This is a genomic window from Photobacterium ganghwense, from assembly GCF_003025595.1.
In the GTDB taxonomy this organism is placed as follows: Bacteria; Pseudomonadota; Gammaproteobacteria; order Enterobacterales; family Vibrionaceae; genus Photobacterium; species Photobacterium ganghwense.
This window is the reverse complement of the sequence record NZ_PYMI01000007.1, coordinates 112,099-137,576: the sequence shown is the minus strand read 5'-3', so window position 1 is coordinate 137,576 and position 25,478 is coordinate 112,099. Positions and strand designations below refer to the sequence as shown.

Genomic DNA, 25,478 nt, shown 5'->3' with positions numbered 1-25,478 from the left:
ACTGAGTGACCTTTCACCATGACATGACACAGCCGTGATATCACACGGCTGGTGTCCTGACCCATTCACCGTCAGGACAAGAGGCTAGGACACGTGGCAGCGCTCCCGGGCGCTGTCTGTCTCCCCTGCTATCTGACAGTGTTAGGTTTGCCGGCTTCGTTACACGCCATTCCCTGCAAGACAAAAGACAAGGAGAATTGGGATGTCTTTCTTTGCCTTTCTCGGCACCCTGGAAATCGGGCTGGTTTACGGCCTGGTGGCGCTCGGGGTCTACCTTACTTTCCGCGTATTGGATTTTCCGGATCTGACCGTGGATGGCAGTTTCCCTATGGGGGCCGCCGTTGCCGCAACTGCAATTGTGGCCGGTGTCAACCCTTGGGTTGCGACCCTGCTGGCTATTATGGCCGGTGGTCTGTGTGGCCTGGTGACGGCATTTCTCGCCGTGCGCTGCGGGATCCTCCATTTGCTGGCGAGTATCCTGACCATGATCGCCGCCTTTTCGATCAACATCCGTATCATGGGTCGCCCTAACATCGCGCTGCTGGGTGAAGATACCATTTTCACTCCGTTTGAAACGCTGGCGTTTGATGCCGGCATGGACGGTAGCGTATTCCGTCTTGTGGTTGTGCTGCTGCTGGTGATACTCAGTGGCTGGTTCATCACCCGCTTGCTAGCCAGTGATTTCGGTCTGGGTCTGCGCGCGACCGGGGTCAACAGCCGCATGGTGCGTGCTCAGGGCGGTAACACCGCACTGTACACCTACTTCGGTCTGGCACTGTCCAATGGCCTGGTGGGTTTCTCCGGTGCCCTGTTTGCCCAGACTAACAGCTTTGCTGACGTCACATCTGGGGTCGGCACCATTGTGGTTGGTCTGGCGGCGGTGATCCTGGGGCAAACCCTGATTCCGGGACGCAAAATCTGGGTCGCGGTTGTCGCCGTGATTCTGGGGTCAATCCTGTACCGTCTGGCGGTTGCCTTTGCCCTGAGTAGCGGCATGTTCGGCCTGCAGGCGTCGGATCTCAACCTGATCACGGCTCTGCTGGTAGCGGTTGCTCTTATCGCACCTCGCATGAAAACCCAGTTGAAACGTGGCGGAAAAAAGAAGTCTTCCGTCGCCGCTAAGAAAATGGCCTGAGTGGGATAAGGATGTACCATGATTGAGCTAAACGATATTCGCGTGACCTTCAATGAAGGCACCATTCTGGAAAATCAGGCCCTGAAAGGCGTCAACCTGACCGTCCCGGAAAAACAATTTGTGACGGTCATTGGCTCCAACGGTGCGGGCAAGTCAACCCTGCTGGGTGCCGTCAGCGGTGAAACCCCGATGGTTGGCGGTCAAGTGCTGATCAACAACATCGACGTAACCCGTCAGTCGGTGCATGAACGCGCCCAGTATGCCGCCCGGGTATTTCAGGACCCGCTGGCCGGGACCTGTGGGGCCCTGACCATCGAAGAAAACATGGCGCTAGCCTACAAGCGGGGCGGAAAGCGCAGCTGGAAGCTGGCTTTGTCCTCCAAGCGCCGTAAGTTGTTCCAGGAACGAATCAGCATTCTTGGGCTGGGTCTGGAAGATCGCCTCGGCGACAGCATCGGGCTGCTGTCCGGTGGCCAACGTCAGGCGGTCAGTCTGGTGATGGCCACACTGGCCGACAGTAAACTGCTGCTGCTCGACGAGCACACCGCTGCGCTGGATCCGCGCATGGCTGCTTTCGTCCTGGCGCTGACCAAAAAGGTGGTGGAAGAATTCGACCTCACCGTCATGATGGTCACCCACTCGATGAAAGATGCCCTGGCCTACGGCGATCGCACGGTGATGCTGCATCAGGGACAAATTGTTCTCGATGTGGAAGGTGAAGAGCGGGCCAATATGGACGTGAAACACCTGCTAGAAATGTTCAGCAAAGTGCGTGGGGAAGAGCTGGCCGACGACAGTTTGCTGCTGAGCTAAGAGCCCCAAAGCACTCGGTACGCACGCGGTATTCGCGACGGCGGCAGAATTAAAGTAAAATACTGACTGAGCCCGGCATGGTCCGGGCCTTTTATTTTAGGAATACGATGAAAAAGACATTTGCTTTAACTCACCCGAAGAAAGCGGTTCCACGTGTTGTAGAAGCCGTAAAGTATGAGATCAAAAAATACCTGAAGCGTGAGCGCAACAAACGCTTGCCGGAAGGCGTTGACTACTGGGATTTTGACTGCCGTTTCGGCCATACCGAGCAGGAAGCAAAGGTTATTCATGTCAAAGAAATCAACAAAAATCTGGACGAAGCCGAAGCTCTGGCTCTAACGTCTTGTTATGTTGAGATCCTGGCAAAACCAGGTGTTCGCAAGAAGAAAGTCGTTTCCGACCTTGACGAAACTGAAGAATAAGGCAGCCAGTACAGCGCCTGATTCATCAAAAGCTCGTCCAAAAAAAGTAGCCAAGCGGCTACTTTTTTTATTGGGCCTGTCTGTTTTATATGGCTCTCTCAGTGCCAACCCTGTCGGCACGTCAAAAACCGGCGCTCAAAACCAGCGTTCAAGGGCCCCTTTGTCGAGCTGCTTAAACGCGCGATCGAGCACCTGAGCCAGTTCGAGATAACGCGGCTGAGATTTAGGCGGCTGCAATGCATACCCCTCGCTGACAATTTTGTCGTAAATTTCGCGATACCAGCCAGCTAAAGAAGGCGGCAACACCGTCCGGCTGCGCTTACCCAGCCACCACAGCCCCTGCAATGGCATACTCAGAGCAAACAAAGCCACCGCAATGGCCTGCGGCAGGGCCTGATAGTTATTGAAGGCCATCTGACTCAACACACTCATTACCGCAACAGCCGGCATTACCCGCATCGCAAAACGGGTTGCCTTGATGTAACGCTGCTCCGGAAACAGGATGGCCAGCTCTTTGCGTATCGGCCAGACCGCCATGTAATCCTGACCATGGCGAAACGCCCGCCAGATAGAATTTTGTTGACTCATAAATCACCAAACTTCAAAAAAAACAGTAAAACTTAAACTGTACGGATAACAAACTTGATTCAAATTAAATTTTTCTAAAAATCTTTTTGTTATATTGCGTAACAATCGCTATCCTAGGCACGCCTACTTTTCATTGTTGCCTGTAATCTCTGTTCTGGCAACTAGAGGCACCCCCATGGATGGCCCCAGGAGCTGATTTACACGCTTCCTACATAATACGGACATAACTCGATTTTGACCCTGATGAGACCGACTATCGAAAAGTCGTCTATCCTATGGGTAATTTTTATACGGTTGAATATCAACTTTCAGACAGATTATAGGTAGTCACTCATGTCTAAGCTGGTTTTAGTACTTAACTGCGGTAGTTCTTCTCTAAAGTTCGCTGTTGTTGACGCGGTATCTGGTGAAGAGCACCTGACAGGTCTTGCAGAATGTCTGCACCTTCCTGAAGCTCGTATCAAGTGGAAACTTGACGGTAAGCACGAAGCACAACTGGGCGAAGGCGCTGCGCACGAAGAAGCGCTGGCATTCATGGTAGATACTATCCTTGCATCTAAGCCTGAACTAGCAGAAAACCTGAAAGCTATCGGTCACCGCGTAGTACACGGTGGCGAGAAGTTCACTCAGTCAGTATTGATCTGTGAAGACGTACTGAAAGGTATCGAAGAGTGTTCTACTCTGGCTCCGCTGCACAACCCAGCGCACATCATCGGTATCAAAGCGGCACAAAAATCTTTCCCAAGCCTGAAGAACGTAGCGGTATTTGACACTGCGTTCCACCAGACTATGCCAGAAGAATCGTACCTGTACGCACTGCCATACAACCTGTACAAAGAGCACGGTATCCGTCGTTACGGCATGCACGGTACATCTCACCTGTTCATCACTCGCGAAACTGCGAAACTGCTGAACAAGCCAGAAGAAGAACTGAACATCATCAACTGCCACCTGGGTAACGGTGCGTCTGTTTGTGCAATCAAGAACGGTAAGTCTGTAGATACATCTATGGGTCTGACTCCGCTTGAAGGTCTGGTAATGGGTACTCGTTGTGGTGACATCGACCCTGCAATCATCTTCCACCTGCACGACACACTGGGCTACTCTGTTGAGAAAATCAACACGATGCTGACTAAAGAGTCTGGCCTGCTGGGTCTGACTGAAGTGACTTCTGACTGCCGTTTTGTTGAAGACAACTACGGTCAGAAAGAAGAAGCAACGCGTGCAATGGACGTGTTCTGCCACCGTCTGGCGAAATACGTTGCTGGTTACACTGCAACTCTGGATGGCCGTCTGGACGCAATCACTTTCACCGGTGGTATCGGTGAAAACTCTGCACCAATCCGTGAGATGGTTCTGAACCGTCTGGCTATTCTGGGTGTAGAAGTAGACAGCGAAGCTAACCTGAAAGCTCGCTTCGGTGGTGAAGGTGTGATCACTACTGCAAACAGCCGTGTTCCTGCAATGGTTGTTTCTACTAACGAAGAACTTGTTATCGCTGAAGATACAGCTCGTCTGGCTGACATCTAATCCGCGACATGAGTCTGAAGACGGCTGGCCTGGGCCGGCCGTTTTCACATAACCAGTCTGCCCCGGCAACGTGCCACAGACTGAGTTATCCGCTTTTTGAGGTGCTGTCCAATACCGGTGATTCATCGTTATTGAACAGCACAGTTGTTTCCTGAATAGTTGAGGAATCTATAGTGTCCCGTACTATCATGCTTGTTCCGGTTGGCGCCGGAGTTGGTCTGACCAGCGTTAGCCTGGGTGTGCTTCGTGCCATGGAACGCAAAGGTGTTCGCGTTTCTTTCTTCAAGCCTATCGCGCAGCCTCGTCACGGCGGTGAGCAGCCAGATCTGACAACCACTATCATCACTGCAAACAGCGACATGAAAGTGGCTGAGCCGTTCTCAATGGCTAGCGCTGAAGAGCTGATCCGTAACGATCAGAGCGACGTGCTGCTGGAAGACATCGTTGCTCGTTTCAAAGAAGCGACTGCCGGTGCTGAAGTTACCCTGATCGAAGGTCTGGTTCCAACTCGCAAGCATCCGTTCGCGAACCAAATCAACTTCGAAATGGCAAAGACACTGGACGCGGAAATCGTGTTCGTTGTTGCACCAGGTACTGACAATCCTTCTCAGCTGAAAGAGCGTATCGAAGTTGCATGCTCTAACTTCGGCGGCATCAAGAACAAGCAAATCGCTGGTGTTATCGTTAACAAACTGAACGCACCGGTTGACGCTGAAGGCCGTACTCGTCCTGATCTGTCTGAAATTTTTGATGATGCAGAAGCAACTGTACCTTCTCACGTAGAAGTGATGCAGGTGTTCAACTCCAGCCCAATCCGCGTACTGGGTTGTGCGCCTTGGAGTGCTGAGCTGATCGCTACGCGTGCCACTGACATCGCGAAGCACCTGAACGCTGAAATCGTTAACCCGGGTGAAATCAAAACTCGCCGCATCAAGAGCATCACGTTCTGTGCACGCTCTATCCCGAACATGGTTGAGCACTTCCGCCCAGGCTCTCTGCTGGTAACTTCAGCAGACCGTCCTGACGTTATCGTGGCAGCGTGTCTGGCAGCGATGAACGGCGTGGAAATCGGTGCCCTGCTGCTGACTGGCGGCTATGAACTGCCTAAAGCTGTGATGGATCTGTGTAAGCGTGCATTTGACACTGGCCTGCCAGTGATGACAGCACAAGGTAACACTTGGCAGACATCTCTGAACCTGCAGAGCTTCAGCCTGGAAGTACCAGCAGACGACAAAGAGCGCGTTGAACTGATTAACGAATACATGGCTAGCCACATCGACGGCCAGTGGATTGAATCTCTGTCTGAAGGTTCAACTCGCGAGCGTCGCCTGAGCCCACCAGCATTCCGTTACCAGCTGACTGAATTTGCCCGTGCAGCGGCTAAGCGCGTTGTACTGCCTGAAGGTGACGAGCCACGTACCGTTAAAGCAGCAGCTATCTGTGCTGAACGCGGTATCGCGGAATGTGTGCTGCTGGGTAACCCGGCTGAAATCAAGCGTGTTGCAGAACAACAAGGCGTTGTTCTGGGTGCTGGCGTTGAAATCATCGACCCTGAAGTGGTACGTGAGCAATACGTAGCACGTCTGGTTGAGCTGCGTAAGAACAAAGGTATGACTGAAGTAGTTGCGCGTGAGCAACTGCAAGACACAGTGGTACTGGGTACTATGATGCTTGAGCGTGACGAAGTTGACGGTCTGGTATCTGGTGCGGTTCACACGACGGCAAACACTATCCGTCCACCGCTACAGCTGATCAAAACGGCACCGGGTGCATCTCTGGTGTCTTCTGTGTTCTTCATGCTACTGCCTGACCAGGTTCTGGTTTACGGTGACTGTGCGATCAACCCGGATCCAACGTCTGAGCAACTGGCGGAAATCGCTATCCAGTCTGCTGACTCTGCAAAAGCGTTCGGTATCGAGCCTCGCGTTGCAATGATCTCTTACTCTACAGGTACATCTGGTCAGGGTGCAGACGTTGAGAAAGTACGTGAAGCGACTCGCATCGCTCAGGAAAAACGTCCTGACCTGGTGATCGACGGTCCTCTGCAGTACGACGCAGCTATCATGGAAAACGTTGCCGCTTCTAAAGCTCCGAACTCTCCGGTTGCGGGTAAAGCGACAGTATTCGTATTCCCTGACCTGAATACAGGTAACACCACTTACAAAGCGGTACAGCGTTCTGCTGACCTGGTTTCTATCGGTCCAATGCTGCAAGGCATGCGTAAGCCTGTAAACGACCTGTCTCGTGGCGCACTGGTTGACGACATCGTCTACACCGTTGCACTGACAGCGATTCAGGCGAAACAAGCTGAAGATGCTAAAGCCTAATCACAGTACCTATCGGCCTACTGCCGGTTAGTCTGAATGATGAAACGCCCCTGCCAATGCCGGGGCGTTTTTTTATGCTACGGCACTCATCGGCACTATTTTCCACCACAAAACAACATCTATCTTTTTAGATTTGATCAGCCAGTAAACAGAAAAACCACATTACACGCTGCAACCATGAAAACCGCAAAAGTTTGCGATATTCCTCACTTTTACAATTCCTCCGCAGTGCGCCCGCCTCAATGCTAACCATCGCCCCAACCCCATGCCATAACTGAACAATAACCTTGGCCCACCCGGTTTCGACAGATGGAGGAAACATGAAGCTGGCTCAACTGAATATCGCCAAAGCCCGGTATCCGCTGGATTCCCTTGAACTCAAGGATTTTGTCGATAACTTGGATACCATTAATCGCCTTGCCGAACGCAGCGATGGCTTTATCTGGCGACTTAAAGATGATTCCGGTGATGCGACGTCCATTAAGGCATTCAGCGACCCCGATATGCTCGTCAATATGTCGGTCTGGGAATCCGTCGAGGCGCTCAAAGACTTCATGTTCCGGACACACCATCGGGATTTCATGCGGCGTAAGAGCGAATGGTTTTATCCTCTGGCCGAGGATACATATGTGTTGTGGTGGGTGCCGGACGGCTATATTCCGACAGTCGAGGAAGCCAAATCCCGCTTACTGTACTTACGCCAGCATGCCGACTCGCCGCATGCTTTTACCTTCAGGCGCCCCTTTCCGTGTCGCTAAGCCTGCCGGTTACAAAAAAAGCCGCTGGGGGTTTCCGCAGCGGCAAAGGTTAGACTCAATACAAGCAAGAGATATCTGACTCACAAAGGGTAAGTCAGCAATGTAGAACGCGGTTGTTTACCCGCAGCATCACGCCATCAGTTGTCGTGACCACGCAGGTAAATAATCCAGTAACCCATCCCAACAAAAACTCCCCCACCGATAATGTTACCGATGGTCACTGGGATCAGGTTATTAATGAAAAAGTTGCTGAACGTCAGATCGGCAAAGTCGGCCGGATTCATTCCGGTCATTTGCCAGAATTCAGGGCTGGCCAGATGCTTGATACCAATCGCCATCGGCACCTGAAACATGTTGGCAATGCAGTGCTCAAAACCAGATGAGACAAACATCGCCACCGGCAGGATCATAACCAGAATCTTATCAGTCAGCGTACGGCCGCTGAACGTCATCCAGACCGCGACGCACACCAGCACGTTACACATAACGCCCAGCGCAACGGCCTGCCAGAAATCATGATGCAGCTTATGCTGGGCAATATGCATGGCATTGATCCCCAGTTCGCCGTTTGCTGACATGTACTGCTTGGTCATCAGCATGATCACCACCAGCAGCAGAGCGCCAATCAGGTTGCCGACGTAAACGACCCCCCAGTTGAGCCACAGGCTTTTCCAGCTAATCTTACCGCTCGCCCTCGCGACCAGCGTCAGCACCGAGCTGGTAAACAGCTCTCCACCGGTGATCACAACCAGGATCAACCCCAGACTAAAAGCCAGCCCGCCCACGAACCGCGACATCCCCCACGGCATGTCACCGGCACCAGTGGTCACGACGGTATAAAAGACAAAGGCAATCCCGATATGCATCCCGGCCGTAATAGCCAGCAGAAGCGATTTCACAGGGTCTTTGGTTGCCTTGCCGACCCCGATTTCCGCAGCTCGTTCCGCCATCTGAGGCGGTAACAGCGCATCAAACTGATTTTGATACATGGTGATGAGCACCTGACACAATTTGTAACACATATAAAAAGGTGAGGCGCGATATTGAACCGAATGCATCGAAAGTTCAAGCACTCAGATCAACAAAAACTCGAAATATACGAACAGATATTTCGGATATCCCGAATCAACAGAAAATGTAAACATCCGGGAACAATTCCTTGACCAGATCCTCTCAAACCATCAATCTTGCAATCACACGCATAAATATTAAGCCACATTTAGTTTTGCCGATTCCGCTCTCCTGTCGGACTATGCCCCGCTGTCACCTGCGTGAGGCCGTAGTAGATTCCGATGGTAAAAGCCGCTAAGGTGAATGTTTTTGCAGGACGCAGGCGAAACCTTCCACGATGGATTTTCTGAGCTCAATGGGCCTTTTTATCGGCTCGCTTTTATCAAACACACTCGCTTCCCTGTCCGGCGGCGGGGCCGGACTCATACAATTTCCGCTGCTGATCTTTCTCGGGCTACCTTTTGCCATTGCACTGGCTACCCATAAAGTTGCCAGCGTGGCCCTGGGACTTGGAGCGGCCCTCAAACATGTGCGGGCCGGCACGCTCGACTGGACCTTAACGATTTATGTCATTCTGGCCGGGATGGTCGGGGTCATTGCCGGTGCCAACCTGATCCTGTTTATCCCGGGCAGAGTGGCAGAAGCGCTGCTTGGCGTGCTCATTCTCGGGCTGGGGATCTACTCGCTGACTAAATCATCTCTCGGGCAGGACACCCAGCCACGCCACCGGGATCTGGCTGGCATGGTGATCGGCGGCATCGGACTGGCGGCGATTGGGGTGTTGAATGGCTCCTTGACTGCGGGCACAGGGCTATTTGTCACCCTGTTTCTGATCCGTTGGTTCGGTTTTGATTACAAGCAGGCCGTCGCCCTGACACTGGTCAGTGTCGGATTGTTCTGGAATGGAATCGGGGCGGTTACCATGTATGTGGCAGGGGCCGAGATATACTGGCCGTGGATTCCGGTTCTACTGGCCGGCTCGCTGCTGGGAGGGTATCTGGGAGCTCATCTGGCAACCCAGAAAAGTAACCGGCTGATCAAACGATGCTTTGAGGTACTGACGTTCCTGATTGGCTTCAAGTTGCTACTGGGGATGTAAGGCAGCGCAATCTGAAGCGGGTTAAATGAAAGGTGCGGTATGATTAGCACTAATTGGAACAATGCTATTTGAAACGGCACTGTTTGAAACGGTTCCCTGCAAAGCGGCATCTTCTCATCTTCTGAGAGACACGGTTTGAGGGGCGCTGTCTAAGCAGATATATCGCGCCACAAACAGGTTTAAGCCAACTTGCAAGGATTATCCAAAAACAAACAGGCAGCCTGAGCAGCCTGTTTCCGTTTTTCGCATCACCCCAGCAAGTACCACCTTCGCAAGCATCATTTTCACTACACTGACCTTCTTCACAACACGGAGCTTCTTCACAAGAATGGCCTTCGCCATTGCGGCGAACTGTGCGCGACAACGCAAGACAACGCAAGACAACGCAAGACAGTACATTAGGCTAGTTCGGTTTAGGGAGTGACGAACTTAACGCAGCTCGACTTGGCAAATCACCTCGCCTTCGAACGTTACCACTTTCAGCGTGTTATCTTCCAGCAGGCCGTAACTGGCCTGATGCTCACCACGAGGAATGGTGATGGAGCCAGGGTTGAAGAGATACAGCGCCCCGCGTTGCTCCGCAACCGGCAAATGGGTATGCCCGGATACAATCACATCGCCGTCGCGCAGACGCGGATGCTTGTCGCCGTTGTATAGGTGGCCGTGGGTCAGAAACAGCCGACGGCCATTTGGCAATAACACCAGGTTGTAATCGGCCATCATCGGGAAATCCAGCAGCATTTGATCAACGTCGCTGTCGCAATTGCCGCGAACAGCCGTAATACGCTCTGCGTACTGGTTCAGCATCTCAGCCACTTCGGTCGGGGCATAACCCGCTGGCAACGGGTTACGTGGGCCGTGGTTCAGTACATCCCCCAGCAAAATAAAATGCTCGGCACCGCTTTGTTCAAAAGCAGTCAGGGCACGACGCATGCTGTCAGCACAGCCGTGAATATCGGAGGCAAAAAAGAGTTTCATGCCATGTATCTTCTTTTTTGGAACAGGTAGCCAGATCCTACACCTTGCCACCCGGGAATGCCATGACTCACCACCAAGCCACGCCAGTCATGTCACGGCGGCTACTCTTCCCGCAGCATGCCGTTCAGAACAATATTGTTATAACTGACCATACCGCGGATTTCGCCGTCTTCGATCACCGGGGCCCGGCTGATGCCAAACCGTTCGAACAAGCGGGCACAATAGCGCACATCCATATCGGCACTGACCGACAGCGCCGGTTTGGTCATGATCTCATACACATTCGTGCGCTCCGGTGAGCGATCCAACGCCAGCACTTTTTTGGCGATGTCATTCATCAGCACAATGCCGTATTCATCATCTTCATGCCGCTTATCGACAATCAGCGCTTTGATTTGCCGGCGCTTGGCAATCCTGATGGCTTCTGCCACGGTGGTCAGCCCTTCAACCATGGCATAAGTGTTCATCATGACATCCCTTACCCGTACGACCTTGTCATTACTCATAGTTTTTCCTCCACCACTTTGGTCAACGTCCGCACCTGGTGGGCAACCCCTACGGCATCTTCCACATCCAGCTGAACGGCGATCCCCTGTCCCGATTCGGTATCAAAATCGCCCGCCTCTTCGATTGTCTCCAGTATGGTACGCGCCAGATGCTCCTCCACCACAAACAGGATCACATCCCGCTGTACATCCAACCCCAGTCCCAGAAAGGTTTTCTTCTGGAACAGCCCTTCACCACGGGCATTGTTAATCACCGTCGCGCCGGTTGCTCCCGCCTTTCGGGCGGCATCCAGCACGGCGTCCGTTTTCGTGTCTTCCACGAAGGCAATCAACAGCTTAAAGCGCATCTTTTTGTCTCCTTGCAGAGTGCCATTGCGACAACTGGGCATAGCCCATCACGGTAATCATTGGAAATAAGCTGGCAAACGCGATCAGCCCAAACCCGTCCAGCATCGGGTTGCGCCCCGGAACGGTCGATGCCAGTCCCAGCCCCAGCGCCGTCACTATCGGCACTGTCACGGTCGATGTTGTGACGCCGCCGGAATCATAAGCCAGCGGCACAATCGCTTTCGGGGCAAAGTGCGTCTGGATCACGACCACTACGTACCCGGTCAGGATGTAATAATGCAGCGGATCACCTGCGACAATCCGGTAACTGCCCAACGAAATCCCCAGCGACACCCCCAATGCCACGGCCACTCGCAAACCGGTCACGCTGATGGTGTCCCCCGAGACCTGATTGGCTTTAATCGCAACGGCAATCAGGGATGGCTCCGCGATTGTGGTACTAAAGCCGATGGCAGCGGCAAACAGGTACACCCAGTAGTAATCCTGCCAATGGACAGTCGCGGGCACACTCTCCCCGGCACCAAACAGAAAATCCAGAGCCGTGAGTTGCCGGGCCATCGATTCCCCGAGCGGAAACAACGCCAGCTCCAATCCCATGAGAAACAGCGACAGCCCCAGAATCACATACACAAAACCCAGCCCCACCCGCGGCCAGTTCGCGACCGGTCGCCGCAATACCGCCAGCTGAAAACCAAAAATAATAATGCCAATCGGGAGTACATCCCGCAGGGTGGATAGCAGCGTTTCAAAGAAGTGGATGCTCAGGGCTGTGGTTTCCGTCATGACTTTCTTCGGCTCCCGTTAGTGCACCCACATGCCATAGGCCATGACAAAAATCATCGGGGTCAGCGAAGCGAAGGCAATCAGGCCAAACCCGTCAACCATCGGGTTGCGTCCCTTGATGGACGAAGCCAACCCGACCCCGAGCGCGGTCACCAGCGGCACGGTAATCGTCGACGTCGTGACTCCGCCGGAGTCATAGGCCACTCCGACAATGCTGGGCGGGGCAAACCAGGTCATGATCATCACCAGAATGTACCCGCCGATAATCACCCTATGAATCGGCCAGCCTTTAAGGATACGGATCACCCCCAGCATGATGGCAAGACCCACAGACACCGCCACTGTCAGCCTCAGTCCGGTTGCGTAATCTTCCCGGGCCTGTGCACCATCCTGTAAGATTCCGGCCTCAGAGGCCACATTAGCCGCTTCCGAGGCTACTGCCGTCAGTGCCGGTTCAGCGATCGTGGTGCCGAATCCCAGACAAAATGAAAACACCATCAGCCACACCAGGCTACCTTTGCTCGCAAAGGCTCTGGCCATCGATTCACCAATCGGGAACAGCCCCATTTCGAGTCCCAGCACGAACAGCGTCAGACCGATGACCACAAATCCCAACCCAAGCAAAATTGAGCCAAGGTGCGGCAATGGCTGCTGTAACACGACGAGCTGAAAAAACGCAACCACCAGAACTATCGGCATCAGATCTCGCAAACTGGCAAGCAGGGACTTCATTAACACCCACAATGCTGACATTCCCCCTCCCTGAACCAACCGCCCGCGGTCACCGATCTTTCTGGCGTTAAACATAGCCATACAAAAAACACTGCTATCAATTAACAGTAATCCGCCGGTTACAAATTGACACAACTTTTTTGCCGTCACGAGAACTGACCCACATTCCTGATGTGGAGAACGAACGGTGACAGATAGTGTCGCAAGCTATTGGTTTGGATATACTTGTAGAGGACAGTCTATGGGCGAGGTTTGAGAGGATGCCATGAAGATATTCATTACCGGCGGAACCGGGTTTATTGGCTCGGCACTGATTAGTGAACTGCGCGATTGCCGCATTACGGTTTTAAGCCGCGACCCCGCCCGAGCCAGTGAACAATTGGGTAGCCATGTTCAGGCGATCGGCGATTTGGATCAACTGGCATCCTTCGACGGTTATGATGCCGTCATCAACCTGGCCGGCGAACCCATCATCAATAAACGCTGGACACCCCGACAAAAAGCACTGATCTGTGAAAGCCGCTGGCAAATCACCCGGCAACTGGTCGCAAAAATACAGGCCAGTGCGCAGCCACCTCATACTTTTATCAGCGGTTCCGCCGTGGGCATTTACGGCGATCAGCACGATACCGTCATTGACGAACATTTTGACATCCCGGCTCACGTTGCAGCCGACGATTTTGCCCACCACGTGTGTCAGCAATGGGAAAACATCGCCCGTGAAGCCGAAAGTGATGCCACAAGGGTTTGCTTGCTCAGAACCGGGATCGTTCTGGCCAAACACGGCGGTGCACTGGCCAAAATGCTGCCGCCATACCGACTCGGACTCGGCGGGCCGATTGGCGATGGTAAGCAGTATTTTCCGTGGATTCACCTGGATGATATGGTGCGCGCCATTACATTTCTGCTCCACACTCAGGATGCCCAGGGACCGTTTAACATGACCGCGCCGGATCCGATACCCAATAAGGTCTTCAGCCGCACGTTAGCCCGTACCCTGCACCGGCCGCATTTCCTGTTTACCCCGGCGTTTGCCCTTAAACTGGCCTTGGGTGAATCGGCATCACTCCTGCTGGAAGGGCAACGCGCGATTCCGATGAAGCTGACCACTTTGGGATTTGAATTTCACCACCGACACTTATCGCAGGCATTGACCGATTTACTGAGCCACTGACTTGTTCGGATTTCGATCCAAATCTGTCCTGCTACAACGGCATGTCGCGCGTTTTCGCCGCTGAGAAAGCAAGACCAAGGGACATAAACAGATACCTCCCACGCCCGACCGGAAATTATCTCCTGTTCGGGCGTGTTCATTCAAAGCCATGGCATATCAGCCCGTAACTTCTTGCGCCTGTTCAGGCGGCCTTGCTGCACTGCTTATGCTTTTGTTTCTGCTTACGCATTGGATAATATAAGCCATTGGCAGCTAGCTTCGTACCGGCTCCAACAAATCCCGCAGCATACTGCGGATAATCACGACCACCAGCAGCAATGACAACACAGGCACGACCAGCCAGATCACCGGATGCCCCTGCACCGGCAGCTCGAATCCCCACTTGACCAGAGCGGCTACAACCACTTCCGCGGCTGCCGCAGCCAGCACGCCGGCCAGCAATGCCATAATGCCAAACTCCCCCCATACCGTTGCGGCAATCCGTTTTTTACTGGCACCGAGGGTCCGGTACAGCCGAATTTCCTGGCGCCGCTGCGCCATACTCAGCCGTAACAGGGTCAGAACCAGCAGCAAACCGCTGATCACCCCCAGCGCCGCCAGCACCGACAGCGACAGGGAAATTTGCTGCATGATGCCCTGAATCCGGGTCGCCATGGTCCGCAGGTCAAGCAAGGTGACGGTCGGGAAATCCCGTCCTAACCGGTTGACCAACGCACTCTGCCCGTCCTCAACCCGGTAACTGACCAGCCAGGTCGCAGGCAGAGTCTCCATCACATCCGGGGCAAAGATGAAGAAAAAGTTTGGCCGCATATTGCGCCACTCCACTTCGCGGATACTGGACACGTTGGCCGTGAACGGCTGGCTGTTAACGGAAAACGTCAGGGTATCCCCGAGCACAATGCCCAGCCGCTCTGCAATACCCGACTCCACCGATACACTGCCCGGTTCGCCCCAGCGTCCTTCCATCAGCGTATTATGAACCGGCATGGCTTTACGCCAGGTAAAATTCAGTTCACGCCGCAGGGCATCGTCTTGCTCTTCACGCTCTCCGGCCAGCAAATCCTCGCCGTTGCGATGGGTCAGACGTCCCCGAATCACCGGGTAAATGTCCGAGCGAATCACCCCTTCGGCATCCAGAGTGGATAAGTACTCTTCACGCTGCTCGGGACTGATATTGAGAGCAAACACATTGGGCGCATCCAGCGGTAACGTCTGTTGCCAGTCAGCCAGCAAATCGGACCGCAGCAGCCAGATAACCGTCAGCAGCATCAGCGAGCTGGTCAATGCCGCCAGCTGCGCACCGGTTGCCATCCGGCTGCGGCTGATCCGGCTCAGGGCGAGCGTCATTGCCGGCCCCCATTGCCCGCGCTTGAGCAACAGCACCAGTGCGACACCAAGCCCGGCCAGCACGGCTAAGACCACCAGCAACCCGGCCAGGGTCATCCAGACCAAAGTGTTCTGGCCAAACCAAAGCAGTGCCGCCGCCAATGGCAGAACCAGCAGCCAGTATCCCCGCTTTTGTACCGGCCAGTCCACCTGCTGCTGAATCACCGAAATCGCCGGAGCGTCAACCAGTCGTATCAAGGCGATCCCCATTCCGGGCAGTGCCACCAACCCCGCCACCAACAAGCTGACCACTCCCGGCGTCCAGCCCATGTCCGGCAAAGGATCCGGCAAAATATCGTGCAGCGGCACCCGCAGCAGATACTCCAACAGCCAACCCAGAGTAATCCCGGCGGTTGCAGCAACTGCAAACAACATGGCCAATTGACGTGCCAGCCAGCGCCACAGCCAGCGCTTGCTGGCGCCGAGACTTTTCATCATGGCTACCGTTTCAGTGCGGGTCGAAACATAATGCAGGCAGGTCAGCACCAGCGTAGCGGCCGCCATCAGGATCACCAGAATCAACGTCAGAGACAGGTACTGACGGGCTTTGTCCAGCATATCGCCGGTACGGCCCTGAGTCGTCTCACTGATCCAGCGTTGATCCGGTGTCAGCGTCACGGCTTGCTGTAAGGCGGCCAGCTGATTGTCAGCGCCGTTGAAATAAGCACGGTAACTGACCCGGCTGCCAGGTTGTATGGCACCGGTGCGAGCCAGATCATCGGCATGGATCATCACCGCCGGCATCTGGCTGAAAGGATTAAACGACAGCTCCGGCTCCTGAACTATAGTGCCGCTGACCACCAGCTCAGCATCACCAATTGCCAGGCTGTCACCGGGTTTCACATTCAGCAGCCCGAACAGGCGCTCATCCAGCCACAGCTCGCCGGGTAACACCTGGTGATGCATCCCGGTCGGCGTTTTCAGGCTGAGCTCTCCCCTGAGCGGAAAATTTCCTTCAACACTTTTGACACTCACCAGCTGCATAGCAGAATCACTGAACGCCATGGTGCCAAACCGGGTCTGGCGGGAAATAACCAGCCCCTGACGCTGAGCCTGAGCAATCAGATCCGGCGAAATCGGGTTGGATGCCCTGAGCACCAAATCGGCTGCGATCATCGAGCGCCCTTGAGCCACCATCACTTTTTCCACCCGCACCACCAGTGCAGCCAGCGCAAAGACACAGGCAATGATGAGGGTCAGCGCAACAGCGACCGGCCACAACTGCCCCTGCCACAATTCCCGCCAGGTCCATTTCAGCATCAGAGAGTGGTTGGCAGATGCCGTGATCACTCGGGTGTCACTCATATCGGTCATGCCACCACCTTGCCATTTTCCAGTGTCAGGGTTCGGTCGCAGCGATCCGCCAGATACGGGTCATGGGTGACCAGAATCAGCGTTGTACCGTGATCCCGGTTAAGGGCAAATAGCAGCTCAATCACCGTCGCGGCCGTGTGTTGGTCAAGATTCCCGGTCGGTTCATCAGCAAACAATACTTTGGGCGAGGTCATAAACGCCCTGGCAAGGGCCACCCGCTGTTGCTCACCGCCGGAAAGCTGGCTGGGAAGGTGCGTTTCACGGCCGCTGAGGCCAACCTGATTCAGCAATTCGCGAGCCCGGGATTCGTCCGAAACCTCCCCTTTGATGATTGCAGGCAGCATCACATTCTCCAGCGCCGACAGTGAGGGAATAAGAAGAAAACTCTGAAAAACAAAGCCAACCGATTCACTGCGCAAGGCTGCACGGGCTTCGTCATCCATCTGGCTCAGAGCATTTCCCAGTAACTCAATGTCTCCGTGGGTCGGCAAGTCCAGTCCTGCCAGTAATGTCATCAGGGTGGATTTACCCGCCCCGGAGACGCCGACCAACGCGATCGCCTCCCCCTGCTCGACCTCGAGAGAAACATCCTGCAGAATGGTCAGAGACGACGATGCCGTCGTTACCTGCTTGGACACTGAGACAGCCTTTATCACGGATGTAGACATGTTACGATTCCTTTCAGTTATCTTATTGTTACTCTTAGCGCCCCTGAGCCTGGCCAGTACTCTGGTTGTGGTGGGCGACAGCCTCAGCGCCGGCTACCGGATGTCAGCCGAACAAAGCTGGCCGAACTTACTGGCCGATGAGCTGGACAAAAAAGGCCGCCGTCTTGACGTCGTCAATGCCAGTATTTCCGGCGATACGACCGGGAACGGCCTAGCCCGGCTACCGGCTTTGCTGACACGCCATAAGCCCGCCTATGTGATCATTGAGCTGGGTGCCAACGATGGCCTGCGCGGTTTTCCTCCTTCAACTATACGCAATAACCTTGCAGAGATGATCACCCAAATCGAAGCCAGCGGGGCAAAGCCGTTGTTAATGCAGATTTATGTCCCGCCTAATTACGGCAAACGCTACAGTCAGCAGTTTGCGATGTTGTATCAGGACATCAGTAAAGAATATGAGGTGCCGCTGCTGCCCTTTTTTCTGGAACACATCATCCTGAAACCAGACTGGATGATGGAGGACGGGCTGCATCCGACCGCCGCCGCCCAACCCTGGATCGCCGAGTTTATGGCGCAGGAAGTCGCGCCGCACCTGTAAATCAGAGTGCGGCTTTGCCAGTAAGTTTCACCTTTCAGACCTAACGGAATAATCATGACCATCAGTATTTTAATAACCGGGTGCAGTAGCGGCATTGGCTATCACTGCGCCCATGCCCTGCATCGCGCAGGTTATCAGGTAGTGGCCAGCTGCCGTCGCCGGGAAGATGTCGAGCGTCTGAAACAGGAGGGACTACAGTGTGTCCAACTTGATATGGACAGCGAAACGTCAATTGAACAAGGTTTGGCCGAAACGCTGGCGATTACAGAAGGGCGACTGGATGTGCTGTTTAACAATGCCGCCTATGGCCAGCCCGGCGCCCTGGAAGATCTCCCGACCGATGCCCTGCGCCAGCAGTTCTCAACCAACCTGTTTGGCTGGCACCACCTGACTCGGGCTGTTATTCCGGTCATGCTCCGTCAGGGAAGCGGAAAAATCGTGCAGAACAGCTCAGTACTGGGCCTAGTCGCGATGAAATACCGCGGTGCCTACAATGCCAGTAAGTTTGCATTAGAGGGCTACACCGATACCCTACGTCTTGAACTTGACGATACCCCCGTGCATGTCAGCCTGATTGAGCCCGGTCCTATTGAAAGCCAGTTCCGGGCCAACGCCAAAGCCAAGTTTGAACAACACATCGACATGACTGCTTCCCGCCACCATCGCACCTATCAACAAACGCTGGAACGGCTGGGCAAATCCTCACCGTCGAACCGCTTCACTCTGGGGGCAGAAGCCGTGCTTAAACCCTTGCAAGCCATCATCGACAGTGACACCCCCAAGGCCCGCTATTTCGTCACACAGCCGACCTATCTGTTCGGTTTTCTGCGGCGAGTATTGCCCAGTCGTTGGCTCGACAACCTGCTGAAAAAAAGTGCCTAACCAAGCGCTTTAATGCCCGGGCAGCCCAGAATTGCAATTGAGTGAATATTCATTCACACAATATCGTGACATCGCTGCACAAAATGGCAGCGATTTTATAAAGTTAAGCATTAAAAACACCGGATTAAACAAAATAAGGGTACCAACCACATCAAAAACAGACAAAATGTAATATTAGTGTCACAGAATACAGATATTCTGTTCCGGTAAGTTAAAGGAAGTGCCCCTTAGTACCAATGACTTACCAAGAACTTTTGTCTGTAGTGCGTTTTGAACAATAAAAGGTGTGGTTATGACATTGCGCCAAATTAATTTTCTCTGTGTCTGTGTGACACTCGCTCTGCTGTTGACCTTTTCCTGAAAAGTGGAGAGCCTGGCTCTCCACTTTTCGGTTTGTGTGTTTTCTCTTCCGCCACGTGATCTTCCGCTCTCTTTCCCTTGAAATTCTGACGTCACTCCCCCATAACATATTCAATACAGCGCGTTAGCTGAATAGTGTTCAGCACTGCGCATCGCCATTTTCCCCAGGGAGTGAAAAGAACCCATGTATGACCCACAAGTATCTATCGAATTGAACGAGCAGAACCTTCACCAGGTTATTGAGCAATCGATGCAGACGCCGGTTATAATCAGCTTCTGGGCATCCTCTATGCCGGAAACGGCTGAAGTAAACCACCTCCTGGAACGCATTGTGGCGTCTTATCAGGGACAAGTCGTGCTGGCGACCCTGAACTGCGAGGCCCAACCTATGGTGGCCGGTCAGTTTGGCGTGCGCAGCCTGCCAACCGTCGCCCTGTTCAAAAACGGTCAGCCGGTAGATGGAGCGGCCGGTCCGCAAACGGAGCAAAGCCTGCGTGAGATGCTGAGCAAACACCTGCCGAGTCAGGAAGAGCTGGCACTGAAAAACGCCCTGGCACAGGTAGATGAAAAACAATACAACGAAGCGTTACCGGTTCTGCGCGAACTGGCGGCGAAATTTGAGCAGAACAGTGTGATCAATCTGGCAATGGCCGAGTGTCTGCTCGAGACGTCTCAGTTTGATGAGGCTGAATTGTTGCTGGCGACCATCCCGATGCAGGATCAGGATGCTAAATTCAAAGGCCTGATTGCCAAGCTGGAGCTGCATAAACAAGCCAGTGACTCCCCGGAAATTCGCCTGTTGGAAGAAAAATTGACAGCCGAGCCTGAGAATCAGGAGATTGCGTTCGAACTGGCCGTTCAGTACAGCCAGGTTGATCGTACCGAAGAGGCGTTGGAATTATTGCTTAAACTGCTGCGTAAAAACATCAACTTTGCCGACGGCGCGGCCAAGAAAACCATGATGGATATTCTTACGGCTCTGGGTCAGGGGAACGCCATTGCCAGCAAGTACCGCCGTCAGCTGTACGCCCTGCTTTACTAAGCGGCTGAACAGGTCAGACGAAAGCCGAGACTGACATCTCCTGAAGGCTGACTGAAGCCCTTTACCAAAGACAGTTCTAACCTGAGCCGGTCGCTTTGCCAAGCCCGGCTATTGGTTATTGTCCCTTAAAGCGATATCTTTATTTTCCTGATGTTTGTTTCTTGTTTGCTAGCCGTCGCAACGACTCAGACCATCAATAATCGGGCATCGTGCGCCCTCATCGCCCGGACACTGTTTGGTTAATGCTTCCAGGGTTTGTTTCATTTCCAACAACTCCCGGATTTTTCCATCAATTTCCAGCAGCTTCTGCTCTGCTTTGGCTTTGACATCCGCACTGCGACGATGGGGATCGCGGGAAAACTCCAGTAACTCGCGGCTTTCTTCCAGCGTAAACCCGACCAGCCGCGAGCGACGGATCAGCAGTAACTCATCCAGATGCCGACGACTGTACTGGCGATAGCCATTTTCAGCCCGCAGCGGAGGCGATATCACCCCTTTGTCTTCATAAAATCGAATGGTTTTGGTGGTCAGCCCCGTACGCTGAGCAACTTCACTGATGTTCATCATTCTGCCTTACAGTTAATGGAAGGTTTTATTCAGTATGCCTCTTCACTGTGACAGTTCGCAAGTCGTAATGTCAGTGTCACCATACCAGCAAAAACTGTCTCTACACCGCAGAAAAACGCCTCAAGCACCCATGATGAAAATTCTTTATCACGCTTCCTTGACCTTCCACTTGATGGAAGCTTTATCATTACTTGTAATGGATAAACGCATTGACTCAAGTAATGCGCGTGTTGTGATAAACGCATTGCTTTAACCTGACAAGCAAGGCTATATGATGGCTGAATTAACTCTTCCCCTAAAAAAAGTCCGGTGTATGAACTGTGCCGGCAAAATTAAAACGGCGCTGACCGAGTTACCCGGCGTGGAATCTGTTGATGTTGATACCCAACAGGCGTTGGTCAGAGGTTCGATGAAAGAGGCTGACGTTGTCGAGGCGATTACTCAACTCGGGTACGAAGTCGATTATGACACTGGCCGGGAAATTGTCCTGCCACTGGCCGGTCTGTCGTGCGGAAAATGCGTCAGCAAAGTCAAGACGGCCCTGGATGCGCATCCTCAGGTGAGCAATGCCGACGTGACCAAGACGTCCCTCAAAGCCACCACCCGTTTGGCAGAAAACGAATTAATTGCACTGATCGAATCGCTTGGTTATCAGGTGCCACGGTCAGAAAATGGCTCTTCCGATGCTGCCCCCGCCACTCTCTCCTTGGCTCTCAGCGGGCTTAGCTGTGGTAAATGTGTCGCGAAAGTTGAAAAAGCACTGGCAGAGCAGCCTGAGATCAGCCAGTTTTCCGTCACCAAAACTTTGGCTACCGTTACCACCACACTGGATACACCAGCGGTGATCTCACTAATAACAGCCTTGGGCTACCAGGCTGTGCCGGATGACTCGGTTTTGCCTGCTGTCATTCCTCAAAATCCGGTTGCTGATGCGGCGAAAGCGGCGGCACCTGAACACTCACAGCCCGTCACTGCCCCCATGGCTCAGCCGTCAGAGCAACAAAAACCTCCAACAGCTCAACCAACAGCCCAGCAATACACGCTGTCCGGCATGACCTGTGCCAGCTGTGTTGCCTCGGTAGAAAAAGCCATTCTGAGCGTTCCCGGCGTCACTCAGGCATCGGTCAACCTAGCTGAGAGGACGGCGCAGGTCACTGGCTCGGCGGACAGTGAACAGATCATCGAAGCCGTGACCCAAGCCGGCTACGGCGCCGAATTATCAGAAGATGAAGCAACCCGCCGCCAGCGCCAGCAGGCTCAGAACGAACAGCTGTACCGCACCCACCTGCGCAATGCCTTTCTTGCCCTGGCTGTTGGTATTCCCATGATGGGATGGGGGCTACTGGGTGGCAGTATGATGATCGCCTCAGCCTCTGAGCAACTGGCCTGGGGAGCCATTGGCTTACTGACCCTTGCTCTGCTGGTCACCACTGGTCGCCATTTCTATGTTAATGCCTGGAAGGCGTTTCGCCATCACCGTGCCACCATGGACACTCTGGTCGCCTTAGGTACTGGAGCAGCCTGGCTGTATTCAATGTTTGTTGTACTGGTGCCGGACTTACTGCCAGATCAGGCACGTCACGTGTATTTTGAAGCCTCTGCCATGATCCTCGGTTTGATTACTCTGGGACATGCCCTTGAAGCCCGTGCCCGCAGCCGCACTTCAAAAGCGCTGGAACAGCTGATGGATCTCCAACCCCAGACCGCTGTGATTGTTGAGCAAGGTGAAGAGCGGGAAGTGCCGCTGGCGCAAGTACAACAAGGGATGCTGCTGCGCCTCTACCCGGGGGCCCGAATTCCTGTAGACGGGACAATCACGCAAGGCGAAAGCTACATTGATGAATCCATGCTGACCGGTGAGCCGCTGCCCGCACACAAACGCGAAGGGGACACTCTGCATGCCGGCACGATTAACCAAAATGGTACCCTGCTGTTCCGGGCCGAAAAAATCGGCCGGGACACCATGCTGGCACGCATTATCGACTTGGTCCGTCAGGCCCAAAGCAGTAAACCGGCGCTGGCAAGGCTGGCTGATACCATTTCGTCGATCTTTGTACCATCGGTAATGATCATCGCGGTTATCACGGCCATGGTGTGGTACTACTTTGGCCCAGAGCCGTCGTCCATTTATATGCTGGTTACGGCCACCACAGTGTTAATTATTGCTTGTCCATGTGCACTGGGGCTGGCAACTCCGATGTCGGTCACCGTCGGGGTTGGACGAGCTGCGGAATACGGCGTGCTCATCCGCAATGCTGAAGCGCTGCAAATGGCCGCCGAAGTCGACACTGTCGTGCTGGATAAAACCGGCACCCTGACCGAAGGAAAACCCCAACTGGTGGAATGCCTGACTTTCAACGGCTACACCAGAGAGACCCTGCTATCGCTGGCAGCATCGTTAGAGCAAGGCTCCGAGCACCCACTGGCGAAGGCTATTCTGGATGCCGCCAAAGCAGACTCCCTACCTCTGCAGCCCCATGGCCACTTTGCAGCCAAACCCGGCTTTGGCGTGGAAGGGGATGTGGCCGGACAGAATTTGCTGCTGGGTAATCAAAAGCTTTTGCAACAACATCAGGTCGATTTCGTGGCAGGCATTAACGATGCCGAACGAATCAGCCAGCAAGGTATCACTCCGATCTTTGTGGCTGTCGGGAATCAGTTAGCAGGATTACTCGGTATCAGCGATCCGCTCCGCCATGACTCCGTCGAGGCGATCAAGCGCCTGCAGGCCATGGGGCTTGAGGTCATCATGCTAACCGGGGATATCAAATCGACAGCACAGGCGATTGCCGCTCAGGCAGGGATCACCACAGTGATCGCGGGCGTATTGCCGGATGGTAAATCCAGCCAGATTCAAGCGCTTCAGGCTGAAGGGAAAAAAGTGGCCATGGTGGGTGACGGCATCAATGATGCTCCGGCCCTCGCCCAGTCAGAAGTCGGGATTGCCATGGGTAGCGGCAGTGATGTAGCGATTGAAAGTGCCCAGCTGACACTGGTTCGTCATTCTCTGCACGGCGTTGCCGATGCGTTGCAGCTGTCTCGTGCCACCCTAAAAAACATGAAGCAAAACTTGTTTGGTGCCTTTATTTACAACACCTTGGGCATTCCTGTTGCTGCCGGTATTTTGTTCCCGTTTACCGGCGCTTTGCTCAGCCCGGTGATCGCCGGTGCCGCGATGGCGCTGTCTTCCATCACGGTGGTCAGTAACGCCAACCGACTGCGATTATTCACTCCGGACGGTCGTCCTCGTACTACCTCAGACAATAAGGAGCAACACAAATGATCGCTCTCATCGGTATACTAACCATTGCTTTTATTATCTGGTGGTTCTGGCTCCATCCTGATCGCCAATAACGTCCCTTCAGGCCCTGTCCGGCTTCCACTGCCGAACAGGGCTATTTACTTTCCTGAACCCCGTTTTTCTCTGAGTAAGCTCTCGTCTAGCGAGCCTCTTCGTTAGCTGTTATAACTGTGTTATCCGCCTTTTCCTCAGGATTGCTATGTTTAAGTCGTTACTTTCTAAACTCTTATTGCTTGTGCCTGTTTTCAGTAGCTGGAGCCATGCTGAACCTCTGGTCTGGATGGCACAGGATAGCCAACGCCAGTTTATCCTGCTAGGTTCCATCCATGCCGGGCACCCGTCTCTGTACCCGCTGCCACAAGCTTTCCTGAACCACTGGCGCAGTGCCAACGCCCTGGTTGTCGAAGCCAACATTCTGGCTCCCAATCAGGCCCGGATTAACCCCGCAATTCCTCTGACTGAAAGCCTGCTCTCAACCGAAGAAAAAACGGCCTTGCTCGACACAGCCCGCAAAGCTGGATTGAAAGTGACGCCACTGCTGAAATCCCCTCCCTGGCTGGCTGCCATTCAGCTGCAAATGAAAATGGCGGACAACGCAGGATTAAGTCCGGCTCACGGTATCGACATGACGTTGTTACGTCGGGCAGAAAAAGACCAACTCCCCATCAAAGAACTGGAAAGCGTTCAGCAGCAAATCACTCTGATGGAACAGCTGGATGACCACGGCAAAGATCTGTTAATGGCAACCGTAGGGGAATGGGAGCAACTGGAAAGCCAATTGCAATGCATGATTTCGGCTTGGCAGGCGGGGGATCTGGCTCAGCTGCAACGCATTTTTGACGACAGCCATTACTCAGCCAAAACGGATGAGTTGCTGATCTATGCTCGTAATCGAGACTGGGCGAATCAGATGGCATCGGAGTACTACCCGCCGGGCAAATACCTGGTCGTGGTCGGTGCCATGCATTTACTCGGCCCTCAGGGACTCCCGGCCCTTCTGAGTCATCAGGGGTTTACCCTTGAGCCGCTGACTCAAAGTGCCAAGGCCATCTGTCCTTCCACACAAAAATACACGTCATAACCCGAAAGACACGTTTAGCACATTTATCTCTGCACGCTGTAACGTTATGACCTAAACACTGAAACGAAAAAAGCC

General features: G+C 53.7%; 23 protein-coding genes. 13 read left to right on the top strand and 10 right to left on the bottom strand.

Annotation, left to right across the window (positions count from 1 at the left end; genetic code table 11):
- The first annotated feature begins 202 nt into the window (after positions 1 to 202).
- The 3 genes from C9I92_RS21065 (at position 203) to C9I92_RS21055 (ending at position 2,370) form a co-directional block, all read left to right on the top strand.
- A complete protein-coding gene (locus C9I92_RS21065) occupies positions 203 to 1,135 on the top strand; it encodes an ABC transporter permease (RefSeq protein WP_047887409.1) in 933 nt (310 codons plus the stop codon).
- A gap of 18 nt (positions 1,136 to 1,153) precedes the next feature.
- A complete protein-coding gene (locus tag C9I92_RS21060; protein ID WP_047887410.1) occupies positions 1,154 to 1,948 on the top strand; it encodes an ABC transporter ATP-binding protein in 795 nt (264 codons plus the stop codon).
- Between the two features lie 107 nt (positions 1,949 to 2,055).
- The gene (locus C9I92_RS21055; RefSeq protein WP_047887411.1) at positions 2,056 to 2,370 is read left to right on the top strand and encodes a DUF6172 family protein; all 315 of its coding nucleotides are present in this window, start codon (positions 2,056 to 2,058) and stop codon (positions 2,368 to 2,370) included.
- Between the two features lie 135 nt (positions 2,371 to 2,505).
- Here the strand turns inward: C9I92_RS21055 and yfbV are convergent, their stop codons facing one another.
- Positions 2,506 to 2,958, bottom strand: a complete 453-nt coding sequence (yfbV, locus tag C9I92_RS21050) for a terminus macrodomain insulation protein YfbV (protein WP_047887412.1) — start codon at positions 2,956 to 2,958, stop codon at positions 2,506 to 2,508.
- Between the two features lie 333 nt (positions 2,959 to 3,291).
- On the opposite strand from yfbV, the gene C9I92_RS21045 reads away from it, so the two are divergent.
- The 3 genes from C9I92_RS21045 to C9I92_RS21030 all read left to right on the top strand — a co-directional run bounded on the left by C9I92_RS21045 (position 3,292) and on the right by C9I92_RS21030 (position 7,573).
- Positions 3,292 to 4,488: an acetate kinase gene (locus C9I92_RS21045; protein WP_047887413.1), complete on the top strand. Its 1,197-nt coding sequence runs from the start codon at positions 3,292 to 3,294 to the stop codon at positions 4,486 to 4,488.
- Between the two features lie 173 nt (positions 4,489 to 4,661).
- Complete coding sequence (gene pta, locus C9I92_RS21040) at positions 4,662 to 6,815, top strand: phosphate acetyltransferase (RefSeq protein WP_047887414.1); 2,154 nt, start codon at positions 4,662 to 4,664, stop codon at positions 6,813 to 6,815.
- A 320-nt stretch (positions 6,816 to 7,135) separates the two neighbouring features.
- Positions 7,136 to 7,573, top strand: coding sequence for a DUF3291 domain-containing protein (locus C9I92_RS21030; protein WP_047887416.1), 438 nt, complete (start codon positions 7,136 to 7,138; stop codon positions 7,571 to 7,573).
- Positions 7,574 to 7,710: 137 nt separating this feature from the next.
- Here the strand turns inward: C9I92_RS21030 and focA are convergent, their stop codons facing one another.
- Positions 7,711 to 8,562 carry a formate transporter FocA gene (focA, locus tag C9I92_RS21025; protein WP_047887433.1) on the bottom strand — a complete coding sequence of 284 codons (852 nt, stop codon included), beginning with the start codon at positions 8,560 to 8,562 and terminating at the stop codon, positions 7,711 to 7,713.
- 359 nt (positions 8,563 to 8,921) lie between these two features.
- On the opposite strand from focA, the gene C9I92_RS21020 reads away from it, so the two are divergent.
- A complete protein-coding gene (locus tag C9I92_RS21020) occupies positions 8,922 to 9,683 on the top strand; it encodes a sulfite exporter TauE/SafE family protein (RefSeq protein WP_047887417.1) in 762 nt (253 codons plus the stop codon).
- 429 nt (positions 9,684 to 10,112) lie between these two features.
- Here C9I92_RS21020 and yfcE read toward each other — a convergent pair whose 3' ends face one another.
- The 5 genes from yfcE to C9I92_RS20995 all read right to left on the bottom strand — a co-directional run bounded on the left by yfcE (position 10,113) and on the right by C9I92_RS20995 (position 13,051).
- Positions 10,113 to 10,661 carry a phosphodiesterase gene (gene yfcE, locus C9I92_RS21015; RefSeq protein ID WP_047887418.1) on the bottom strand — a complete coding sequence of 183 codons (549 nt, stop codon included), beginning with the start codon at positions 10,659 to 10,661 and terminating at the stop codon, positions 10,113 to 10,115.
- 101 nt (positions 10,662 to 10,762) lie between these two features.
- Positions 10,763 to 11,167, bottom strand: a complete 405-nt coding sequence (locus C9I92_RS21010) for a CBS domain-containing protein (RefSeq protein ID WP_047887419.1) — start codon at positions 11,165 to 11,167, stop codon at positions 10,763 to 10,765.
- Positions 11,164 to 11,514, bottom strand: a complete 351-nt coding sequence (locus C9I92_RS21005; protein WP_047887420.1) for a P-II family nitrogen regulator — start codon at positions 11,512 to 11,514, stop codon at positions 11,164 to 11,166. Before C9I92_RS21005 ends, C9I92_RS21010 begins: the two co-directional genes overlap by 4 nt.
- Entirely contained in the window at positions 11,504 to 12,298 is a 795-nt protein-coding gene (locus C9I92_RS21000; RefSeq protein WP_047887421.1) for a DUF1538 domain-containing protein, read from the bottom strand. The genes C9I92_RS21005 and C9I92_RS21000 overlap by 11 nt, the downstream gene beginning before the upstream one ends.
- Positions 12,299 to 12,316: 18 nt before the next feature.
- Positions 12,317 to 13,051 carry a DUF1538 domain-containing protein gene (locus tag C9I92_RS20995; protein WP_047887422.1) on the bottom strand — a complete coding sequence of 245 codons (735 nt, stop codon included), beginning with the start codon at positions 13,049 to 13,051 and terminating at the stop codon, positions 12,317 to 12,319.
- A 244-nt stretch (positions 13,052 to 13,295) separates the two neighbouring features.
- On the opposite strand from C9I92_RS20995, the gene C9I92_RS20990 reads away from it, so the two are divergent.
- Positions 13,296 to 14,204 (top strand): TIGR01777 family oxidoreductase, encoded by a 909-nt coding sequence (locus C9I92_RS20990; RefSeq protein ID WP_047887423.1) that lies wholly within the window; start codon positions 13,296 to 13,298, stop codon positions 14,202 to 14,204.
- Positions 14,205 to 14,456: 252 nt separating this feature from the next.
- On the opposite strand, the gene C9I92_RS20985 is transcribed toward C9I92_RS20990, so the two are convergent.
- Positions 14,457 to 16,904 carry an ABC transporter permease gene (locus C9I92_RS20985; protein ID WP_047887424.1) on the bottom strand — a complete coding sequence of 816 codons (2,448 nt, stop codon included), beginning with the start codon at positions 16,902 to 16,904 and terminating at the stop codon, positions 14,457 to 14,459.
- Positions 16,901 to 17,572, bottom strand: a complete 672-nt coding sequence (locus C9I92_RS20980) for an ABC transporter ATP-binding protein (RefSeq protein ID WP_047887425.1) — start codon at positions 17,570 to 17,572, stop codon at positions 16,901 to 16,903. The genes C9I92_RS20985 and C9I92_RS20980 overlap by 4 nt, the downstream gene beginning before the upstream one ends.
- Here C9I92_RS20980 and tesA point away from each other — a divergent pair.
- From tesA to C9I92_RS20965, 3 genes are all read left to right on the top strand, one after another.
- The gene (tesA, locus tag C9I92_RS20975) at positions 17,571 to 18,170 is read left to right on the top strand and encodes a multifunctional acyl-CoA thioesterase I/protease I/lysophospholipase L1 (RefSeq protein ID WP_047887426.1); all 600 of its coding nucleotides are present in this window, start codon (positions 17,571 to 17,573) and stop codon (positions 18,168 to 18,170) included. The two genes, C9I92_RS20980 and tesA, sit on opposite strands and share 2 nt — an antisense overlap.
- A gap of 54 nt (positions 18,171 to 18,224) precedes the next feature.
- The gene (locus C9I92_RS20970; RefSeq protein ID WP_047887427.1) at positions 18,225 to 19,052 is read left to right on the top strand and encodes an SDR family oxidoreductase; all 828 of its coding nucleotides are present in this window, start codon (positions 18,225 to 18,227) and stop codon (positions 19,050 to 19,052) included.
- Between the two features lie 544 nt (positions 19,053 to 19,596).
- A complete protein-coding gene (locus C9I92_RS20965; protein WP_047887428.1) occupies positions 19,597 to 20,454 on the top strand; it encodes a co-chaperone YbbN in 858 nt (285 codons plus the stop codon).
- Positions 20,455 to 20,622: 168 nt separating this feature from the next.
- On the opposite strand, the gene cueR is transcribed toward C9I92_RS20965, so the two are convergent.
- Entirely contained in the window at positions 20,623 to 21,018 is a 396-nt protein-coding gene (gene cueR / locus C9I92_RS20960) for a Cu(I)-responsive transcriptional regulator (protein ID WP_047887429.1), read from the bottom strand.
- A 277-nt stretch (positions 21,019 to 21,295) separates the two neighbouring features.
- Here cueR and C9I92_RS20955 point away from each other — a divergent pair, with 277 nt between their 5' ends.
- Both C9I92_RS20955 and C9I92_RS20950 read left to right on the top strand, forming a co-directional pair.
- The gene (locus C9I92_RS20955; protein ID WP_047887434.1) at positions 21,296 to 24,304 is read left to right on the top strand and encodes a cation transporter; all 3,009 of its coding nucleotides are present in this window, start codon (positions 21,296 to 21,298) and stop codon (positions 24,302 to 24,304) included.
- A gap of 217 nt (positions 24,305 to 24,521) precedes the next feature.
- Complete coding sequence (locus C9I92_RS20950) at positions 24,522 to 25,403, top strand: TraB/GumN family protein (RefSeq protein WP_047887430.1); 882 nt, start codon at positions 24,522 to 24,524, stop codon at positions 25,401 to 25,403.
- Positions 25,404 to 25,478: the final 75 nt, after the last annotated feature.

Bases quoted from the DNA above. Each gene is read 5' to 3' on its own strand.
- C9I92_RS21065 (WP_047887409.1), top strand. From the start codon at position 203: ATGTCTTTCTTTGCCTTTCTCGGCACCCTGGAAATCGGGCTGGTTTAC.
- C9I92_RS21060 (WP_047887410.1), top strand. From the start codon at position 1,154: ATGATTGAGCTAAACGATATTCGCGTGACCTTCAATGAAGGCACCATT.
- C9I92_RS21055 (WP_047887411.1), top strand. From the start codon at position 2,056: ATGAAAAAGACATTTGCTTTAACTCACCCGAAGAAAGCGGTTCCACGT.
- yfbV (WP_047887412.1), bottom strand. From the start codon at position 2,958: ATGAGTCAACAAAATTCTATCTGGCGGGCGTTTCGCCATGGTCAGGAT.
- C9I92_RS21045 (WP_047887413.1), top strand. From the start codon at position 3,292: ATGTCTAAGCTGGTTTTAGTACTTAACTGCGGTAGTTCTTCTCTAAAG.
- C9I92_RS21030 (WP_047887416.1), top strand. From the start codon at position 7,136: ATGAAGCTGGCTCAACTGAATATCGCCAAAGCCCGGTATCCGCTGGAT.
- focA (WP_047887433.1), bottom strand. From the start codon at position 8,562: ATGTATCAAAATCAGTTTGATGCGCTGTTACCGCCTCAGATGGCGGAA.
- C9I92_RS21020 (WP_047887417.1), top strand. From the start codon at position 8,922: ATGGATTTTCTGAGCTCAATGGGCCTTTTTATCGGCTCGCTTTTATCA.
- yfcE (WP_047887418.1), bottom strand. From the start codon at position 10,661: ATGAAACTCTTTTTTGCCTCCGATATTCACGGCTGTGCTGACAGCATG.
- C9I92_RS21010 (WP_047887419.1), bottom strand. From the start codon at position 11,167: ATGAGTAATGACAAGGTCGTACGGGTAAGGGATGTCATGATGAACACT.
- C9I92_RS21005 (WP_047887420.1), bottom strand. From the start codon at position 11,514: ATGCGCTTTAAGCTGTTGATTGCCTTCGTGGAAGACACGAAAACGGAC.
- C9I92_RS21000 (WP_047887421.1), bottom strand. From the start codon at position 12,298: ATGACGGAAACCACAGCCCTGAGCATCCACTTCTTTGAAACGCTGCTA.
- C9I92_RS20995 (WP_047887422.1), bottom strand. From the start codon at position 13,051: ATGTCAGCATTGTGGGTGTTAATGAAGTCCCTGCTTGCCAGTTTGCGA.
- C9I92_RS20990 (WP_047887423.1), top strand. From the start codon at position 13,296: ATGAAGATATTCATTACCGGCGGAACCGGGTTTATTGGCTCGGCACTG.
- C9I92_RS20985 (WP_047887424.1), bottom strand. From the start codon at position 16,904: ATGACCGATATGAGTGACACCCGAGTGATCACGGCATCTGCCAACCAC.
- tesA (WP_047887426.1), top strand. From the start codon at position 17,571: ATGTTACGATTCCTTTCAGTTATCTTATTGTTACTCTTAGCGCCCCTG.
- C9I92_RS20980 (WP_047887425.1), bottom strand. From the start codon at position 17,572: ATGTCTACATCCGTGATAAAGGCTGTCTCAGTGTCCAAGCAGGTAACG.
- C9I92_RS20970 (WP_047887427.1), top strand. From the start codon at position 18,225: ATGACCATCAGTATTTTAATAACCGGGTGCAGTAGCGGCATTGGCTAT.
- C9I92_RS20965 (WP_047887428.1), top strand. From the start codon at position 19,597: ATGTATGACCCACAAGTATCTATCGAATTGAACGAGCAGAACCTTCAC.
- cueR (WP_047887429.1), bottom strand. From the start codon at position 21,018: ATGAACATCAGTGAAGTTGCTCAGCGTACGGGGCTGACCACCAAAACC.
- C9I92_RS20955 (WP_047887434.1), top strand. From the start codon at position 21,296: ATGGCTGAATTAACTCTTCCCCTAAAAAAAGTCCGGTGTATGAACTGT.
- C9I92_RS20950 (WP_047887430.1), top strand. From the start codon at position 24,522: ATGTTTAAGTCGTTACTTTCTAAACTCTTATTGCTTGTGCCTGTTTTC.